11 protein-coding genes are annotated in these 17,644 nt (G+C 42.2%); 5 read left to right on the top strand and 6 right to left on the bottom strand.

Annotated features, from left to right (window positions below):
- Positions 1 to 72: 72 nt before the first annotated feature.
- Genes WFY05_RS07175 through WFY05_RS07165 form a run of 3 tightly spaced genes read left to right on the top strand, consistent with a single transcriptional unit; the run spans position 73 to position 5,594 of the window.
- The gene (locus WFY05_RS07175; protein ID WP_340112088.1) at positions 73 to 2,514 is read left to right on the top strand and encodes a glycoside hydrolase family 2 TIM barrel-domain containing protein; all 2,442 of its coding nucleotides are present in this window, start codon (positions 73 to 75) and stop codon (positions 2,512 to 2,514) included.
- A 27-nt stretch (positions 2,515 to 2,541) separates the two neighbouring features.
- Positions 2,542 to 3,969 carry an arylsulfatase gene (locus WFY05_RS07170; protein ID WP_340112087.1) on the top strand — a complete coding sequence of 476 codons (1,428 nt, stop codon included), beginning with the start codon at positions 2,542 to 2,544 and terminating at the stop codon, positions 3,967 to 3,969.
- A 41-nt stretch (positions 3,970 to 4,010) separates the two neighbouring features.
- Complete coding sequence (locus tag WFY05_RS07165; protein WP_340112086.1) at positions 4,011 to 5,594, top strand: sulfatase; 1,584 nt, start codon at positions 4,011 to 4,013, stop codon at positions 5,592 to 5,594.
- 15 nt (positions 5,595 to 5,609) lie between these two features.
- Here WFY05_RS07165 and WFY05_RS07160 read toward each other — a convergent pair whose 3' ends face one another.
- Positions 5,610 to 9,533: a hypothetical protein gene (locus WFY05_RS07160; RefSeq protein WP_340112085.1), complete on the bottom strand. Its 3,924-nt coding sequence runs from the start codon at positions 9,531 to 9,533 to the stop codon at positions 5,610 to 5,612.
- A gap of 209 nt (positions 9,534 to 9,742) precedes the next feature.
- Between WFY05_RS07160 and WFY05_RS07155 the strand changes: the two genes are divergently transcribed.
- Positions 9,743 to 10,666, top strand: a complete 924-nt coding sequence (locus WFY05_RS07155) for a hydroxypyruvate isomerase family protein (RefSeq protein WP_340112084.1) — start codon at positions 9,743 to 9,745, stop codon at positions 10,664 to 10,666.
- Between the two features lie 14 nt (positions 10,667 to 10,680).
- Here WFY05_RS07155 and WFY05_RS07150 read toward each other — a convergent pair whose 3' ends face one another.
- Complete coding sequence (locus WFY05_RS07150) at positions 10,681 to 11,130, bottom strand: hypothetical protein (RefSeq protein ID WP_340112083.1); 450 nt, start codon at positions 11,128 to 11,130, stop codon at positions 10,681 to 10,683.
- Between the two features lie 374 nt (positions 11,131 to 11,504).
- Positions 11,505 to 12,692: a glycine C-acetyltransferase gene (locus tag WFY05_RS07145; protein WP_340112082.1), complete on the bottom strand. Its 1,188-nt coding sequence runs from the start codon at positions 12,690 to 12,692 to the stop codon at positions 11,505 to 11,507.
- A gap of 184 nt (positions 12,693 to 12,876) precedes the next feature.
- Here WFY05_RS07145 and gltX point away from each other — a divergent pair, with 184 nt between their 5' ends.
- A complete protein-coding gene (gene gltX / locus WFY05_RS07140) occupies positions 12,877 to 14,406 on the top strand; it encodes a glutamate--tRNA ligase (RefSeq protein WP_340112081.1) in 1,530 nt (509 codons plus the stop codon).
- A 75-nt stretch (positions 14,407 to 14,481) separates the two neighbouring features.
- Here gltX and WFY05_RS07135 read toward each other — a convergent pair whose 3' ends face one another.
- The 3 genes from WFY05_RS07135 to WFY05_RS07125 are packed head-to-tail and all read right to left on the bottom strand — an operon-like array spanning position 14,482 to position 17,637.
- Complete coding sequence (locus WFY05_RS07135) at positions 14,482 to 14,721, bottom strand: LPXTG cell wall anchor domain-containing protein (RefSeq protein ID WP_340112080.1); 240 nt, start codon at positions 14,719 to 14,721, stop codon at positions 14,482 to 14,484.
- Between the two features lie 16 nt (positions 14,722 to 14,737).
- Complete coding sequence (locus WFY05_RS07130; RefSeq protein WP_340112079.1) at positions 14,738 to 16,681, bottom strand: hypothetical protein; 1,944 nt, start codon at positions 16,679 to 16,681, stop codon at positions 14,738 to 14,740.
- Complete coding sequence (locus WFY05_RS07125) at positions 16,678 to 17,637, bottom strand: glycosyltransferase family 2 protein (RefSeq protein WP_340112078.1); 960 nt, start codon at positions 17,635 to 17,637, stop codon at positions 16,678 to 16,680. The genes WFY05_RS07130 and WFY05_RS07125 overlap by 4 nt, the downstream gene beginning before the upstream one ends.
- Positions 17,638 to 17,644 lie beyond the last annotated feature (7 nt).

Raw genomic sequence — 17,644 nt, 5'->3', positions numbered from 1 at the left:
ATGACATTTTTCCAAATTCTTCTCATATTTGCGAAACAACATACCTGTACCTACAAGTTAAATGATCGAATTATGAAAATAACTAAAATCACCATTCCGATAGTTCTGATTCTTTTTTTGCTTTCGGCATGTTCCTCTCCCAACCGGGTTCCAAGAAAAGTATACACTTTAAGCAAGGACTGGAAGTTCACCAAAGGAGAAACACTAAATGCGGAAAAGCCCGATTTCGATACAGGCAACTGGGAAACAGTTTCTGTTCCTCACGACTGGGCCATAAAAGGGCCATTCGATAAAGAAATTGACAAACAAACGGTATTGATCGAGCAAAACCAGGAAAAGGTTGCTACCGAAAAAACAGGCAGAACTGGTTCTCTGCCGTACATCGGCGTTGGCTGGTACCGCAAAACCTTAGAGGTTCCGGAGTTTAAATCGGGAAAGAAAGCACTTTTGGTTTTTGATGGCGCCATGAGCGAACCACAGGTTTTTATCAATGGTGATAAAGTGGGTGAATGGAAATATGGTTACGCCTATTTTTATTTTGACATCTCAGACTACCTGAAACCCGGCGAAGAAAATCTGCTGGCAGTACGTCTTGAAAATAGAGGAAAATCGTCGCGCTGGTACCCGGGGGCAGGACTGTATCGAAAAGTTCAACTTATTGTAAAAAATGATATGGGCTTCGAGCAATGGGGAACGTTCATCACCACGCCTTTTATCTCGGATGAACAGGCTCAGATAAACATTAAAAGCGATGTTACCGGCGATAACCTGGAATTGATTACCGAAATAAAAGATGCCGATGGCAGAGTTGTCGCAACAGGAACTACCGACCGGGTTTTTGGGAATAAGATGGTACAGAACATTCCGCTAAATCAGCCTGTTCGCTGGGGCATCGAGACTCCATATTTGTACACGGCCAACATGAAGTTATTTAGCGGGGGCAAACTGATGGATGAACAGAATATCCGTTTTGGAATACGCAGTATAGAATACGAACGGGGAAAAGGATTGATTCTGAACGGCGAGCATACCAAGTTTAAAGGAGTTTGCCTGCACCACGACCTCGGACCATTGGGGGCAGCAGTAAACCGCGCCGCCTTAAAACGCCAGCTTACCATACTTAAAGACATGGGTTGCAACGCCATTCGTTCGGCACACAATATGCCTTCAATCGAGCAAGTCGAATTGTGTGATGAAATGGGTATTCTGATGCTGGCTGAAAGCTTTGACGAGTGGGCCCGTCCTAAAGTGAAAAACGGCTACAACCGCTTTTTTAATGACTGGGCCGAAAAGGATGTCGTTAATTTGGTACGTGCCACACGCAACCATCCCAGTATTGTAATGTGGAGTGCCGGAAACGAAGTGCCCGACCAGTGGGGGAACGAGGGCATAAAACGTGCAAAGTGGTTACAGGATCTCTTTCATCGCGAAGATCCAACCCGGCCGGTTACTGTGGGAATGGACCAGGTTGCAAATACCTTGAAAAATGGTTTTGGCGCCATCTGGGATATTCCCGGATTAAATTACCGCCTGCCACTTTACGACGAAGCATACGAACGTTTTCCTCAAGGTTTTATACTCGGCTCCGAAACAGCCTCAACTGTCAGTTCAAGAGGAATTTATAAATTCCCCGTTGAAGAATTCAAGCAAAAAACTTATCCCGACGGGCAATGTTCATCGTACGATCTGGAAGCATGCTGGTGGTCGAACATTCCCGATACTGATTTTAAATGGCAGGACGATTACGACTGGGTAATCGGTGAATTTGTTTGGACGGGATTCGATTACCTGGGCGAACCAACTCCCTATGATGAGTATTGGCCGTCGCGCAGTTCATATTTCGGAATCTGTGACCTGGCAGGACTTCCAAAAGATCGCTACTACTTATATCGTAGCAGATGGAACACTGAAGACGAAACCCTGCACATACTCCCGCACTGGAACTGGGAAGGTCGCGAGGGAGAAACTACACCGGTTTTTGTATATACCAGTTACAACAGCGCCGAATTATTCTTAAACGGAGAAAGTCAGGGACTTCAGAAAAAGAGCCAGGAAACATTATTGAGCCGCAACCGATTGATGTGGACTGATGTAAAATACGAGCCCGGAACTATAAAAATAGTAGCATTTGATGAAGACGGGAAACCTGCTGCGGAACAAGAAATTCACACGGCCGGAGCACCTCACCATTTGGTATTAAATGCCGATCGATCCGAAATTTCAGCTGATGGAAATGACCTGAGTTACATCACCGTATCGGTAGTGGATAAAGACGGTAACCTTTGTCCGAACGCCAGCAACCAATTGGATTTTGAAGTTAATGGTGCAGGCAAATTCAAAGTGGTATGTAATGGAGATGCCACTTCGCTTGAAATGTTCCACTTGCCCACCATGAAAGCTTTCAGCGGAAAACTTGTTGTAACCGTACAATCTCTCCGGGAAAAAGGAACGATTGCATTGGAAGTAAAAAGCGATGGCCTGGAAACCGGTAAAATTGAAATAAATTGCATATAATTGTACTAGTTTTTAAATTTTTTAAGAATGAAAAAATCATATCTTCTCCTTTTCCTGGCAGCAATTCTTATAACTTCCTGTTCCACATCGCCGAAACAGGACGCGGCTAAAAATCAAAAGCCCAATATTGTATATATTTTGGCAGACGACCTCGGTTATCGCGATTTGAGCTGTTACGGACAAACGCATTTCAGCACTCCGCATATCGACCAACTGGCCAAGGAAGGAATGCTGTTCACACAGCATTATGCAGGAACTACGGTTTGTGCACCATCGCGCTCTTCATTAATGACGGGTCAACATACCGGTCATACTCCCATTCGGGGAAACAAAGGCTGGGAACCGGAAGGACAATGGCCACTTCCAAAAGAAGCATATACCATGGCAACCATGCTACAGGAAGCCGGATACGCAACCGGAGCTTTTGGAAAATGGGGACTCGGCTATATTGATACCGAAGGCGATCCCAACAAGAAAGGATTCGATCAATTTTATGGCTACAATTGCCAGAGCCTGGCGCACAACTACTATCCGGGGCACTTGTGGGACAATCACGAAAAAGTAATACTTGAAGAAAATACCGGAGATAAATTCGGAACCTATGCACCAGACCTGATTCATGCACGAGCACTGCAATTTATCGAACAAAATAAAGACAAGCCTTTCTTTTTGTACTATCCAACTACAATTCCTCATGCCGAACTATTACTTCCCGAAGAAAGTCTTGCCAAATACCGGGGCAAATTCCTACCCGAGAAAACATACAAAGGGGCCGAACCGGGCGACAAGAACTTCAGAAAAGGACGTTACGGAACACAGCCGGAATCGCATGCAGCTTTTGCAGCAATGGTTGATTACCTCGATACACAGGTGGGCGAAATTATTGCAAAACTAAAGGAAGAAGGTATCTACGACAATACGTTAATCGTTTTCACATCAGATAACGGCCCGCATCTTGAGGGGGGCGCCGATCCGAATTATTTCGACAGCAACGGCCCACTTAAAGGATTTAAGCGCGATCTTTATGAAGGCGGCATCCGCGTACCCATGATCGCTGTTTGGAATGGAAAAATCGGAAAAGGAACAACCAGCGATCACATTTCGGCTTTTTGGGATGTTTTCCCTACCGTTGCTGAAATGATCGATGTTGAACCACCTGCCAACATCGACGGGATTTCATTTTTACCTACACTGATTGGAAAAGATCAACCTGAACATGACTACCTGTATTGGGAATTTCACGAAATGGGTGGCCGAAAAGCCATACGCCGCGGAAATTGGAAACTGGTCAATTACCAGGTAAATAATCCGGAAAAAATGACCGTAGAATTGTACGATTTAAGCACCGATGTAGGTGAAGAGCACAATGTGGCCGACGAGCATCCTGAACGGGTAAAAGAATTGCAACAACTTATGAATTCATCGCGAACAGAGTCCGAAGTGTTCCCATTCTAATATTCGGGCAATTAAATATCCACAACAACTATTATTATCTCATGAAAATCAGATTTCACATTATCACTTTTTTATTGCTGTTGGTCGTTCTATTCTCATCATGCAACAGTGAAAAAACCGAGCCAGCCAGACCTAATGTTCTGTTCATTCTGGCAGATGATTTTGGTTACCACGACATGAGCATTATGGGCAGCCAATATTACGAAACGCCTAACATCGACAGGATTGCTTCGGAAGGCATGATTTTTACCGATGGCTATGCAGCTTGCCAGGTATGCAGCCCTTCACGTGCAAGTATTCTTTCGGGGAAATTTACCGCCAGGCATGGTATTACCGACTGGATAGGCGCACCTACGGGTGAAAACTGGAGAAAACTTGGCCGGTCGAACCAACTGCTCCCGCCGGAATATGAGCATGCCCTGAATAAGGATTACATCACATTGCCGGAAGCGATGAAAGAGGCGGGATACCGTACTTTTTTTGCGGGTAAATGGCACCTTGGCGGGAAAGGTTCGTGGCCTGAAGATCATGGATTCGACATCAACAAAGGAGGATGGGATGTGGGCAGTCCGAAAGGAGGATATTTTGCTCCATGGGACAATCCGAACCTTGCAAGTGGCCCCGATGGTGAGAACCTGAGTATGCGACTGGCCCGCGAAACGGTAGATTTTATCAGGAATAACAAGGACACTGCATTTTTAGCTTACCTTTCGTTTTATGCGGTTCACGGACCGATTCAAACTACTGCTGAAAAATGGGGCAAGTACCGCGAAAAAGCAGCGGAACAAGGCATCCCGGAGAAGGGATTTAAAATGGGACATTTTCTCCCTATACGGCAGGTACAGGACAATCCGGTTTATGCCGGTCTGGTTGAAACAATGGACGATGCTGTTGGTGTGGTTCTGAATGCACTGGATGAACTCGGGCTGTCCGAAAATACCATCGTAATTTTTACTTCGGACAATGGAGGAGTTTCAGCAGGCGATGCCTTTGCCACTTCCAACCTTCCGCTTCGTGGTGGTAAAGGTTATCAGTTTGAAGGCGGAATACGCGAGCCTTATTTTATAAAAGTACCGGGAATGGGTAATGGGCAGAAATGCAGCACACCGGTTAGCGGAACCGATTTTTACCCCACAATTCTGGATCTGATCGGAGCGCCGTTAAAACCAGCAGAACATGTTGACGGTGTAAGTTTGAAGCCGCTTCTGGAAGATAAAACCATTGCCGAACGACCTCTGATTTGGCACTACCCGCATTATGGGAACCAGGGAGGAGAACCGTCGTCGATTATTCGTGATGGTGATTGGAAACTTATCCATTATTACGAAGATGGACACGAAGAATTGTACAATCTCAAAAATGATGTTTCCGAGACAAACGATTTGGCTGCTGAGTTGACTGATAAAACGGCTGAAATGAGTACTAAACTCTTTTCGATGCTCGATGAAATGGGCGCCAGATACCCTGTGCGTGATCCGGAATGGACAAAAGAAAAGGAAGAAGACCATATGAAATACGTGATCGAGACACGTTGGCCACAACTCGAAAAGCAACGCCTGAATTTTCTTTCGCCCGATTATAATCCGGGGAATGATTGGTGGGGAAGCCAGTTTACGAAAGATTAAGCTGTTTCGCGAAAATCAGGACGATTTAGAGGCCATATTGAACCAACTGGTATCCATAATTTTAATGGCGCCGGAGAACAATGCAATCACACCGGTTAATATTCCTACTACGCGTTCTACGGAAGTTCCCTGCGAAATAAACATAAATGCCACCAAAGGAATCAACAAAAGCAAAATAAGGTAGCGCGTGTTTTTCCATTTGCCCTCCTTACTTAATCTTTGCTCCAGGCTGTTTATTTCCTCCTGGTTGACCGAATATTTCAGAAAATACTGAAAGCTTGACGTAAAAATTTCCGGTGCAGGATCAAGGTTGATCAATCCTTTCAACTTTAAGCGATTAATGAGAAATCGGTTTTTAAGGTTCATCATTCCATCGTCGGCTAAATCAAACAGGATCAGCTTTTCCATGTGGCTTAAATTGTTCCAGATGTGACTGTATTGCAACTTCAAAAGGTGGGCATCGGCAAGCAATTCTTCTTCCGAACCTTCAGGATTGCGTGAGTGCTTGTGCAGCTCTTTCAAAATGTCGTTAATGTAATCTTTATCAATTGAGCCGGTGAAACGGTAAAACCTGCGAAACAGGTGTTTTAGTTCGCTTTCATAATTAATGATCTCAATTTCTTCCTCGGCTTTGTATCGTCCATCAGTAACAAGTTCTTCAAAATACTCTTCAATATAATCCAGATCATAAGGCATTTCAATAATGATCTTGCGGTCGCTTGCGTCCAGCAATTCGTTGAGTTTAGGCAGCAGCGTTTCCATTTTTTTGTGTTGCAAGAGGTATTCGCCCAAACCGGTTATCCAAATCTTCTTTTTCTTTTTCGGAAGTTCGAGCAAATCAGCTACATCGGTTTTTAGAAGCTCTTGAGCCGAGATCTTTTTTACAAGGTCTGTATCGAGTTTCTTATAGTATTTCCGCCCATCGAAAACTACGAGCAATATCCGGTTAATCTCTTTGTTATCCACCACATTCCGCCAGATCGGGCGCCCCTGGTATTTCCATTTATCGATAACACTACCTAACACCAGTTGCGACAGAAAGTAAAAAACAAACCAAATAGTAAGCAGCCAAAGAATAACAGGAATAACAAGAATTACGACTCGCCACAATATTTTTTTAAAGGATTGCTTCACATTGGGGACATGCCACACCTTAACCGTACCATGCAACCCGGGCGAAGTGTAGACTAAAGCCTGATCAAACGACCAGTCATTTCGCTTATTACTGGATTGTAAAAGAGCCATCATGTAATCATCTTTTGTCAGCGGACTTTTGAATCCCCGGTAAAGGATATCGTAATTTATGTTGGTGAGATACGCATAGGCGCGATAGAGCAAACCATTCCATAATCCCGGTTTCGAAGCATCAAAATAGACTTTTTGCTCACTTTCTTTTCCCTTGTGAAATTCATCTTCAAAAGCAATCCGGTAACCATCAATATTACTTCCATTCGATGCACGTGCCCAAACATTCGATTCATGTTCATCGTGATTTCTTAGGTGCTCCAAATTCGACTTTGCCAGGTGAATCATTTCAGCTTTCCGGCTTAACACATTTTCCTGGTGTTTAATGCTGTAATAGTAAATAACTACCGGGACTACGGATAAACTCAGTAACCAGGTAAACATATAAGCCGTGTAAATGACACGGGTGGATAACCCGGAAAGCATGTTAAATACCCAGATTTTAGAAAGGTCAGTTTCTTTTATTCTGTCGAAAAAAACAATCAAAGTCAAGGGTAAAAGCAGGAGCAAAAGTATTCCTGTCGCTATTAATCCAGTTAAACTCATGCCAGTTAGCAGCAACATTAGCAGGGCAATAATTACGAGGCTTATCCACATTGCAGGTTTTAACTTCCTCTTTACAGGTAACTCTTGCTTTTTATTTAACAACTGATAGGCAAATATTCCACCCGACGAAATCAAGATCAATTGAATGATTAATACGCCTATGGGTTTATAAACAAGAATGGATAATACAACCTGCAGCAGAACCAGAACCACTTGAATGAGCAGCACCCACAAATATCCTTCTCGTTTTCCACGCCTGTACAGCAGCCAGTCGAATGACCAGTTCTTCGATTTCATAAAGGTTTTTTCGCTGCCAAAACGCTGCATGATCTGCATTCCGATTACAACGCAAATAAACGTTATCAGAATAAAATAAAAGGTAAACAGGTACATCCTCGTGTTTTTATTATCGAGGTATTGTAAATCGATGAGCGTAATGTGGTATAGAGGCAAATCATCGAGCGGTACAATTTGAGCCAGCCACTGACGTTCGTTGTAGGTTATCCGCGCCTGCTCAATAGTTCGGTAATTAATCCCACCGGCAATAAGTGGCGCGTAGTTGCATTCAACCAAAAAATTCTCGTGCAAAATCTTATTCTGATTCGAATGATACATCACGTCTCCCTTTTCGTTGATGACCATAAAAGCTACATCCTTTGGCAAGATCTGATCGTACAGGGATGGTAAATGAGTAGTAATTGCCATGTAAGGAGCAGTGCCCTTGGATGTTTTAATTGGTTCTGCCAGCCTGAAGGAAATTGCAGTTTCCTTCGAGCCGGTATTGTACGACTTAATCGATTCAATAAAGAAAGCTTCAAACTCCGGATCTTCCTGCGAATTACACGACCAGCTTTTCCCGGCATCCTTCACATTCTTAAAATAATTACGCTTCCCGAGTTCGAGTTGTACAAGGTTCGAAAAGGCAGTTCGGGTAACCGCTTTTACCGCCTTTCCTTCATCACTCATAAAAAGAATCTCGTTATAAGGAATGGAATCGTGGTAAATACTTTTGTCAACAGTATAATAATCACTGGAAGAAAGATAAGAGTGCATTTTATGGTAACACTTATCTTTATCGCGAATCACGGTTTTAGCCAGGTTAAATACGTGATGGAGTTCCCTTTCGATATTCGCGCTGAGTATATGCGATATGTTATTGATTCGTGTATTCGCCTCGTTCCGATCAACCACGTAATATTTCATGGTGCCAATAAACAGCAATACCAGCAAACTTGTACCAACAATTATAGAAACCGTGGTATTGTATGTATCTTTTACATTCAACCGTTCTTTTCGGTTTATAAATGCAATTTTCAGTATGGGCATGCATATCAACAACAAAAGCAGAATACCTCCAAAAATGGTAATAAACTGGTTGTTGATGGTTCGGGTTTTTTGGCGGTAATCCGGATCCTGAATCATACCGGCCAGATAAAATTTGCGGTCAAGAAACATGATCGGCAAAATCATTACATGGGTTTTCATGCCCTGTATTTGAAGCTCGGTAAAAACGCCTCCCTGAGTTTTCGAAACCGTATCGATCCTTAACGCCTCGAAGTTTGAAATGTCGTTTACCACACTTCCGTTCGAATTATGAATAACCTCGGAAGAATCAAGAAGTGCAATGTTCTCGAATAAACCATCGAACTTCAGACCTTCCATAAGCACCTTGATGGGCACCAGTGCCGAATGGAATTTATCACTCAAAGTTTCTTTTATCTGAAGGCTATCTTCCAGGGTACTTTTGATACTTGTCGGGAAAGCAACATATTTGCCTTTGTTACTACGTTCATAGGATAAGGATGCCTTATCCGTCTGCAATTCAATATCCGTATCAAGGTTTTCGATGACGTTCGCAATTGCCTGAGAATCTATTGTGGCATTATTTTCAAACGCAACTGATAATGAATCGATCGTTGTGTTCAACACATAAAACGTAGAGTAGTTTTTTAAATGAGTATCGTAATAATCCTTCTTTTTATGAATGTTTTCGGCATATTCCTCCAATATTCTGAATCCACGTTCGGTCACCCGCATTTCCTGCTTAGGTATAAACAAAAGAAAGTAGGAAGAATAGAGCAGGATCAGCAAAGCAATAACAATGATCCAACTGAAATTAAATTTCGATTTTGTTCGTCTTAAGTTCATGAAGCGTCCTGATTGTATGTGATTTAATGGTGCTCCTATAAACAAAGTTAGAACATAAAGCAATCAATGTCAATAGCTTACCGTTATTTAGAATTACATACCAACTTTCAGCGATGCCTTTTTACATAAAAAGAGTATTGAATAATAATTGGAATAAAAGCGGAATAATAACTAAATTTAAGCGCATTAATAACTTAAACCAGATAACCATGAAGCGACGAAATTTTATTGTGAATGCTGCCGCCAGCGGATTAGCCGTAACAGGCCTCTCGGGATTTGCCAATGCTACCGTAAGTGAATCAGTAGCTGCAAATGCCGGCAAATTCAATCTCAATTATGCTCCCCATTTCGGAATGTTCAGGAACAGCGCCGGAAATGACCTCATCGACCAGATGAAATTTATGGCCGACCAGGGATTTACTGCTTTTGAAGATAACGGAATGATGGGCCGCGATATTCAAACACAGGAAAAAATTGGCGAAACACTCGAGAAATTAAATATGACCATGGGTGTTTTTGTTATCGATAAAGGAGGAAACATGGCCAATACCCTTGCTGCCGGAAAAAAAGAATATATCGATATTTTCCTGGATGGATGCAAACGCGCAGTTGACGTAGCTAAGCGTGTAAATGCCAAATGGATGACCGTTGTTCCCGGCGGTTTTGAGCGCCGGCTACCTATCGGGATTCAAGATGCCAATGTAATTGAAGCGCTGCGACGGGGCGCTGAAATTCTGGAGCCACACGGTTTGGTAATGGTTCTCGAACCACTTTCGGATTCTCCCGACCTTTATTTGCAGACTTCGACACAGACATACATGATTTGCAAAGCAGTTAACAGCCCTTCGTGTAAGATTCTGTACGACATTTACCACATGCAGAAAACCGAAGGGAACCTGATCACCAATATCGACCGCACTTGGGATGAAATTGCTTACTTCCAGATTGGAGATAACCCGGGAAGAAAGGAACCGACCACAGGTGAGATTAATTATTTAAACGTCTTTAAACACATTCACGACAAAGGATTCACCGGTGTAATGGGAATGGAACACGGAAATTCGATGCCGGGAGAAGAAGGCGAGAAGAAGTTGATCGAGGCCTATCGGAAAGTTGATTCCTTCCAGGTTTAAAATCAGAAAAAAACTTAATGAAACAAATCTGATTCGGCGATCCACTCAACAAGCGGAGAAAAAATAAAAGCCAGTAGTAAGGACCAAATAAATATTCCGGCCAGTAGAATTATCACGAATCTTTTCGTGTCCCGGAAAAATATTAATCCAAGTATTGTGGATGTTATTGGCCCTAATATTCCTGCTGTTATGAGCCCCATTCCCCAGGGGCCGTATTTTTGGGCAAAGCGTATAAACTTTCCTTTTTTTCGTGCGATCCGTTGTTGGCCATAAAGGTTGAATACCCATTTTCGGAATGCATCGCCTGCAAAATACAAGATTAGTACCGTTGTAATTGAACCTAATGCAGTAAATATTCCGGTGTATATTGGCAATAATTTTAGACCTATTCCCACGGGAATTCCCTTCCAGATTCCGCTTACACCGGCAAAAAATACAACAATGAATTTCTCAAATGCTTCCAATGCTATCGATTTAATCAGGAAATGAAAACTAATAATTTCTCATGTAGATTTAAAGGACAAATTACTTATTTATTGGATAATATTTTGCCTATGTTCATTAAAAAAGGTGGATCCTTTCGGATACCACCTTCTTTTCGCATTTAAGTTTCATTCCTTGGGGTCGTCATTTAATGTTCTTACTCGGGGAAGAATAAGTCCATAAAATCCGGAATATCTTTATTTCCTCATGGCATTATTTCCTTACGCGTGCCAAATTTGAGCAGATTTTTCCATTTTACACCTTCAAATCGTAAAATCACCCAACAAATCGTAAAAAATTAACAGAAATACCGGTTGAAAATACTTCGGATTGTTTCTGCTTAACAAAACTATTTTTACAATATACCCAGCTTTTCCCCTACCCGAATAAATGCTTCAACGGTTTTGTCGATCTGCTCGCTTGTATGTGCCGCAGAAAGTTGGACACGAATACGTGCTTTCCCACGTGGAACTACAGGGAATACAAAACCGATCACATAAACACCTTCTTTTAGTAACTCGTCAGCAAATTTTATGGCCAGTGGTTCGTCGTAAATCATTACCGGAACAATGGCCGTATCGCCTTTTACAATATCGAAACCTGCAGCTTCCATTTTTGTACGGAAATGCATAGCATTTGCCATTGTTTTTGCCGGTAGTTCGCCCGAGGCCGATAACATATCGATAACCTTAAGTGTGGCACCAACAGTTGCTGGAGCGAGAGTATTCGAGAAAAGATAAGGACGTGAGCGTTGACGTAACATCTCGATAATCTCTCTACGTCCCGAAGTGCAACCACCATTACCGCCTCCCATTGCTTTACCAAAAGTGGTGGTAATAATATCGATTTTACCCAATAAGCCAAAGTGCTCGGCAGTTCCTCTTCCGTGCTCCCCGATATAACCGGTTGCGTGCGAATCGTCAACCATTACCAGTGCATCGTATTTATCGGCCAGTTCAACAATCTCTGGCAATTTTGCCATATCGCCGTCCATAGAGAAAACACCGTCAGTAACAATCAATCGATATTTTGCATCGGCCGCATCTTTCAAACATTTTTCAAGTTCTTCCATGTTCGAATGTTTGTAACGAAAACGCTGTGCCTTACAAAGACGAACACCGTCGATTATAGAAGCATGGTTCAACTCATCCGAAATAATTGCCGAATCTGGTCCCAAAAGTGGTTCAAAAACTCCGCCGTTGGCATCAAAAGCAGCTACATACAAAATGGTGTCTTCGGTTCCCAGAAACTCCGAAACTTTATCTTCAAGCTCTTTGTGTATTTGTTGTGTTCCGCAAATAAAACGAACCGATGAAAGTCCAAAACCATAATCGTTCATAATATCTTGGGCTGCTTTAACAACTTCCGGATTATTTGCCAGCCCGAGGTAGTTGTTGGCACAAAAATTCAGTACCGATTCTCCACCGGCAACACTTATTTCAGAACTTTGCGAAGAAGTAATAATACGTTCTGTTTTATACAGTCCCTGCTCTTTCAATTCTTCAAGGTTTTTTTGAAGATCTTGTTTTATTATTCCGTACATGTTATTTTGTTTTTTTGTTCTTGTTGCAACATCTGTGGCGATCCACCAACTCAGGCGAATTCAGTCATTAAATACAAAATAACGAAACAGACAGAAAATAAATGGTGATAAATTACAGTTATCCGCATTCGTCAATTCAATCCTTATTTTTCTTCTATCTTTGCAGCGATTAAAAATTTTAATGATGAGTGAGAACAAAGTAAGGGTACGTTTTGCCCCGAGTCCTACCGGGCCACTGCATATGGGAGGAGTCAGAACTGCATTGTTTAACTACCTTTTTGCCAAAAAAAATAACGGTGATTTTATTCTTCGTATTGAAGATACCGATCAAACTCGTTTTGTGCCGGGTGCCGAAGAATACATTGCTGAAAGCCTTAAGTGGTGCGGATTAAATCCGGAAGAAGGACCCGGTATTGGTGGCGATTTTGGACCTTACCGACAAAGCGAGCGCAAAGACCTTTATAAAAAATATGCTGATCAGTTGGTAGCAACGGGCTGGGCTTATTATGCATTCGACACTCCCGAAGAAATCGACGTACTCCGCAGAGAAGCCGAAGCTGTAAAAGAAACGTTTTCATACGGAATTTCAACCCGTGAAAAGCTAAACAACTCATTAAAACTTTCAGAAGAGGAAGTTCAGAAAAAGCTGAAAGACGGAAATGCATACGTTATCCGTTTTAAAATGCCGGAAGACACTGAAGTTACGGAAGAAGACCTGATCCGCGGCAGCGTAACTTTTAATACCACAAAAAGCCTCGACGACAAAGTACTTTTCAAGTCGGATGGCATGCCGACTTACCACCTTGCCAATGTGGTCGATGACCACCTGATGAAAATTTCGCATGTGATACGTGGTGAAGAATGGCTTCCATCGATGCCTTTGCACGTTTTGTTGTATAAAGCGCTGAACTGGGAAGATACCAAACCGCGCTTTGCCCACCTTCCGCTCATTTTAAAACCGGCGGGTAAAGGAAAACTCAGTAAACGCGATGGTGATAAAATGGGCTTTCCGGTATTTCCACTGGAATGGACCGACCCGAAAACAGGCGATTTTTCGCGTGGATACCGCGAAGACGGTTATTTCCCCGAAGCATTTATCAACCTGATGGCTTTGCTGGGATGGAACCCGGGAACCGAACAGGAATTCTTCTCACTGGAAGAACTTAGCGAAGTATTTAGCCTCGAACGTGTTGTGAAATCAGGATCACGTTTCGATCCGGAAAAGGCCAAGTGGTTTAACCGGCACTATTTCCAACAAAAAACAGTTGAAGAACTTGTGTCGCTTTTCAAACCTGTGTTAACCGAAAAAGGAGTAGAGGCAGGCGACGAAAAATTGAATAAGGTGGTTGCCGAGATCAAGGAACGCTGCGAGTTTGTTGCTGACCTGTGGGAGCAAAGCTATTACTTTTTTGAAGCACCTGAAGAATACGATGCAAAAACAGTAAAAAAGCGCTGGAAAGAAGATACTTCGGATAAACTCAAAGAAATTTCAATTGTGTTTGAATCGGTTGAAAATTGGAATGCTGACGACATCAAAGAAGCTTTTTCAGCTTTTATGAATGAAAAAGAATGGGGTTTTGGAATGATAATGAATCCATTACGACTGAGTTTAGTTGGCGGAAACATGGGCCCCGATCTCTTTGTAATTTGCGAATTACTTGGCAAAGATGAAACGGTAAGTCGTATAAATACCGCGGTTGAAAAGATCGGCTGATTCAACAGCTGACACAATAATATAAAAACCCGGCTCAAAAGGCCGGGTTTCTATTTCAATCACTTTTAACGGGGTTTATTTTTTCTTTTTCTTTAGCAGAAAATAGGCCGCAGCAGCAATTACTACTAAAACGATTATTACGATTACAACCACATTCGAATTCGATGACTGTTCGGCAGCTGCCAAAGGAGCATCGTCGAAGTACGAACTGTCTTGTGCTCCAAGATTATCGATATAAGTTCCTTCGTCCTGCGCCATCAATAAAGTCGGTAAGTTCATTATGAACAAGCCGATCATTGCAATAATTCTCTTCATTTCAATTTTTTTTACGTTACTTATTTAATTTCTCTTTTACTTTCTTTAATAAAGGTCCAGCATTTTCGTAGCGCGGATTAACTTCGATCAATTGATCCAGCACTGCCATGCTTTCGATGTACTTTTCCTGATCGAAATATTTTTGTGCTTCGAGCAGATAAAACGGCTCATAATTGGGATGTATTGCCCTACCTTTATTAAGCAAATCATCAAAAGCGGCATAGTTGGCCTGTGCCAGTTTTGCATTCGCCAAATTTACAAATAACCAAACATTTTTAGGCTCCGTTTCAAGTGCTTTCATCAGTAAATCCTCACCTTCAACCCACTGGCCGTTTTTCAATTCTTGTATTCCCCGAAGATCGTTTTTATCTCCGCGTTTCACGATCACTACCAGCGGATTTCCCTTATGATAGTAAGTTTTCATGATTTTGGCCGATCTCCATGTATCATTCTTCAGCATCGAGGGATAAATGTAGTTCACCCCAAAAATTCCGTAATCCCAGTCAACAGAACTTCGCTCGAGATAACGGGTATATTTGTAATCGATGTTTTCCAGCTTTTCAAAATAGTTTGGCAACCTGCAATTCATGGCTACTTTGGCATTTTTATCACCAATTTCTTCCTTCAGGAAACTGGCAGCCTGCTTTATCCCGTGAAAATAATAATCGTACTCATAATTGCTCCAGGCCTTTTTATTTCCTCCCGAAATGGCATTAAAGTACACATAATCAACAGGAAAAGTTTTAGCTTCATGAACCAATGGAAGAAGCATCAATACGAATGAAAATGCAAGCGCCGGAATTTTGAATCTTTGGGCTTGCTTCATTTTAAAAAGCTGATAAGTCCCCCAAACAGCCAGTAGAACTGCTACGGGTACCACAAACAACATTTGCCGGATGCCGCTGTACAAATTCGAACCGATTGCAACAACATAAACTACCGGAAACAAAAAGGTAAAAAGAGCGAACAACTCGAAAAAGAGTTGTTCGCTTACAGGTCTAGTAAACTTATAGGTTAAAAAGGCTATAAAGAATATGAACCCCAGCATGATAAATTCCGGGGTGGATTTCCAAAACCAAAGAGGTAGATAATCCCAGGGAAGTGCTGTACTCCAAATTACTTCGCCGTCAAAAATCTGCTTAATGCTGATCTTGTAATGCTCCATAACCGACAGGCTTTCGAGTGGATGACGAAAAACATTCTGCAAGGCATAGGGCCAGAACAACAAGCCGATAAAATAACCTACTACGGCTATTGTAACAAGCTGGCCCGTTAACCTTACAAAACAAGATTTAGTTGAAACGATATATTTAAGTAAAAAAGGCTTCAAAATTATAATACCGATCAAACCGGCTACCAGGTAAGCAAAGAGTATTAATCCTCCGATTCGCACCGAGTTGGTAAAAGCGATGGCAAGGCCCAGATAAAATACTGTGGTCCATTTGGGAGTTGGTAGTTCTTTTAAAAAGCGTACTATGAAAAGTATGGCAGCAATGTAACCGGCAGCAAAAGGAATATCTTTCAGGTTGCCAAATGCCTGGCCAAACAAACGAGGAGTGAGCATCAAGCTGGCTACAACCAATGCTGAAATCCAATATGAACCACCTAATTCTTTGCCTAGTTTACCGGCAAAAAGCAAAAGCAACCAAAAGAAAAAAGCCCCGGTAAAATGTCGCGTCAGGTATTCATCTTTGATATGAAAAAAGCGGTTGATCAGCGCGGTTAAATTATCAACCGACTGCCCGTAATATTTTAAATTATGAACCGGAGTATGCAGACACGAGGCATCTTCGCCGCCCGTAAAATACCAGTTGACCACCTTTTTAGCATGTGGATAATGCAACAGTTCATCGACATTAACAGCAGTTTTTGGTGCCAGAAATAACAGGATCAAAGCTGCAACCGACAGGCTGGCGATGAAGGCATTTCGTGCTGTTATTATTTTCAATGGTGAGTTCATTGTTTCTTTGAACTTTTATTTTCTTTTTCTTCTTTATCGGCTTCAAAAATTTTTTTAACGATGTAAATCGGCCGTTTTTGCACTTCTTTGTAAATGCGGAAAATATATTCCCCAATCAATCCCAGGAACGTGAGTTGCACCGATCCGAAAAAACTGATGGCCAAAAAAGTTGATGACCAGCCAAAAGGTGCCAAACCTGTAAATTTTGAAACCAGCGTATAAATAATGGCCAGAAAAAATACCACAACGCCCAGCAAACCAAGGTACAAACAGGCTTTTATCGGCCATTTCGAAAACGAATAAACCGCGTCGGCTGCAAGTGCAAACAACTTTTTACGATTCATTTTTGCACTGCCTTCAGATCGATCGGGCCGGTCGTATTCCACAAATTCGTGCCGGAAACCAATAAAATTCCTGATGCCCGGGAAATAGCGGTTTTGTTCGCTGAATTTCAAAACAGCATCAACTGCTTTTCGACTCAACATGCTGAAATTGCCGGTCTGTTCCACCTGCCCGGTTTCCGAAACGTTCCGAAATATTTTGTGGAATATTTTAATGTAAAACCGTTTACCGAATTTCTCAGCCCGGCTGGTTCGCAATGCAGAAACCACATCGGCTTTCGTTTCTGTGATCTTTTTAAATAAAGCCGGAATCAATTCCGGGGGATCCTGGAAATCGCCATCCATGATTACCACATAGTCGCCTCCGACATGATCCAATCCTGCGGTTATAGCCGCTTGCAAGCCAAAATTCCGCGACAGTGAAATCACTTTTAATTCTTCAATTTCCTTTGTGGTTTTCCGAAGATTTTCAAAAGTGGTATCCGTACTTCCGTCGTCAACACAAACAATTTCGAAAGGCTTGCCTATGGATTTTACATGTTGGCACACTTCCTCTACAAGGCGAGTTACCAAAGCTCCTTCATTATACAACGGTATGACTACAGATATCTTCATCTTCTGT

It is taken from the genome of Maribellus mangrovi, from assembly GCF_037646455.1.
Classification (GTDB): domain Bacteria; phylum Bacteroidota; class Bacteroidia; order Bacteroidales; family Prolixibacteraceae; genus Draconibacterium; species Draconibacterium mangrovi_A.
This window is presented reverse-complemented; position numbering and strand designations above follow the sequence as displayed.

What these genes read in the sequence shown, in the direction of transcription:
- WFY05_RS07130 (WP_340112079.1), bottom strand. Translation starts at nt 16,681, where the DNA reads ATGAACTCACCATTGAAAATAATAACAGCACGAAATGCCTTCATCGCC.
- WFY05_RS07175 (WP_340112088.1), top strand. Translation starts at nt 73, where the DNA reads ATGAAAATAACTAAAATCACCATTCCGATAGTTCTGATTCTTTTTTTG.
- WFY05_RS07155 (WP_340112084.1), top strand. Translation starts at nt 9,743, where the DNA reads ATGAAGCGACGAAATTTTATTGTGAATGCTGCCGCCAGCGGATTAGCC.
- WFY05_RS07135 (WP_340112080.1), bottom strand. Translation starts at nt 14,721, where the DNA reads ATGAAGAGAATTATTGCAATGATCGGCTTGTTCATAATGAACTTACCG.
- WFY05_RS07165 (WP_340112086.1), top strand. Translation starts at nt 4,011, where the DNA reads ATGAAAATCAGATTTCACATTATCACTTTTTTATTGCTGTTGGTCGTT.
- WFY05_RS07170 (WP_340112087.1), top strand. Translation starts at nt 2,542, where the DNA reads ATGAAAAAATCATATCTTCTCCTTTTCCTGGCAGCAATTCTTATAACT.
- WFY05_RS07125 (WP_340112078.1), bottom strand. Translation starts at nt 17,637, where the DNA reads ATGAAGATATCTGTAGTCATACCGTTGTATAATGAAGGAGCTTTGGTA.
- WFY05_RS07145 (WP_340112082.1), bottom strand. Translation starts at nt 12,692, where the DNA reads ATGTACGGAATAATAAAACAAGATCTTCAAAAAAACCTTGAAGAATTG.
- WFY05_RS07160 (WP_340112085.1), bottom strand. Translation starts at nt 9,533, where the DNA reads ATGAACTTAAGACGAACAAAATCGAAATTTAATTTCAGTTGGATCATT.
- gltX (WP_340112081.1), top strand. Translation starts at nt 12,877, where the DNA reads ATGAGTGAGAACAAAGTAAGGGTACGTTTTGCCCCGAGTCCTACCGGG.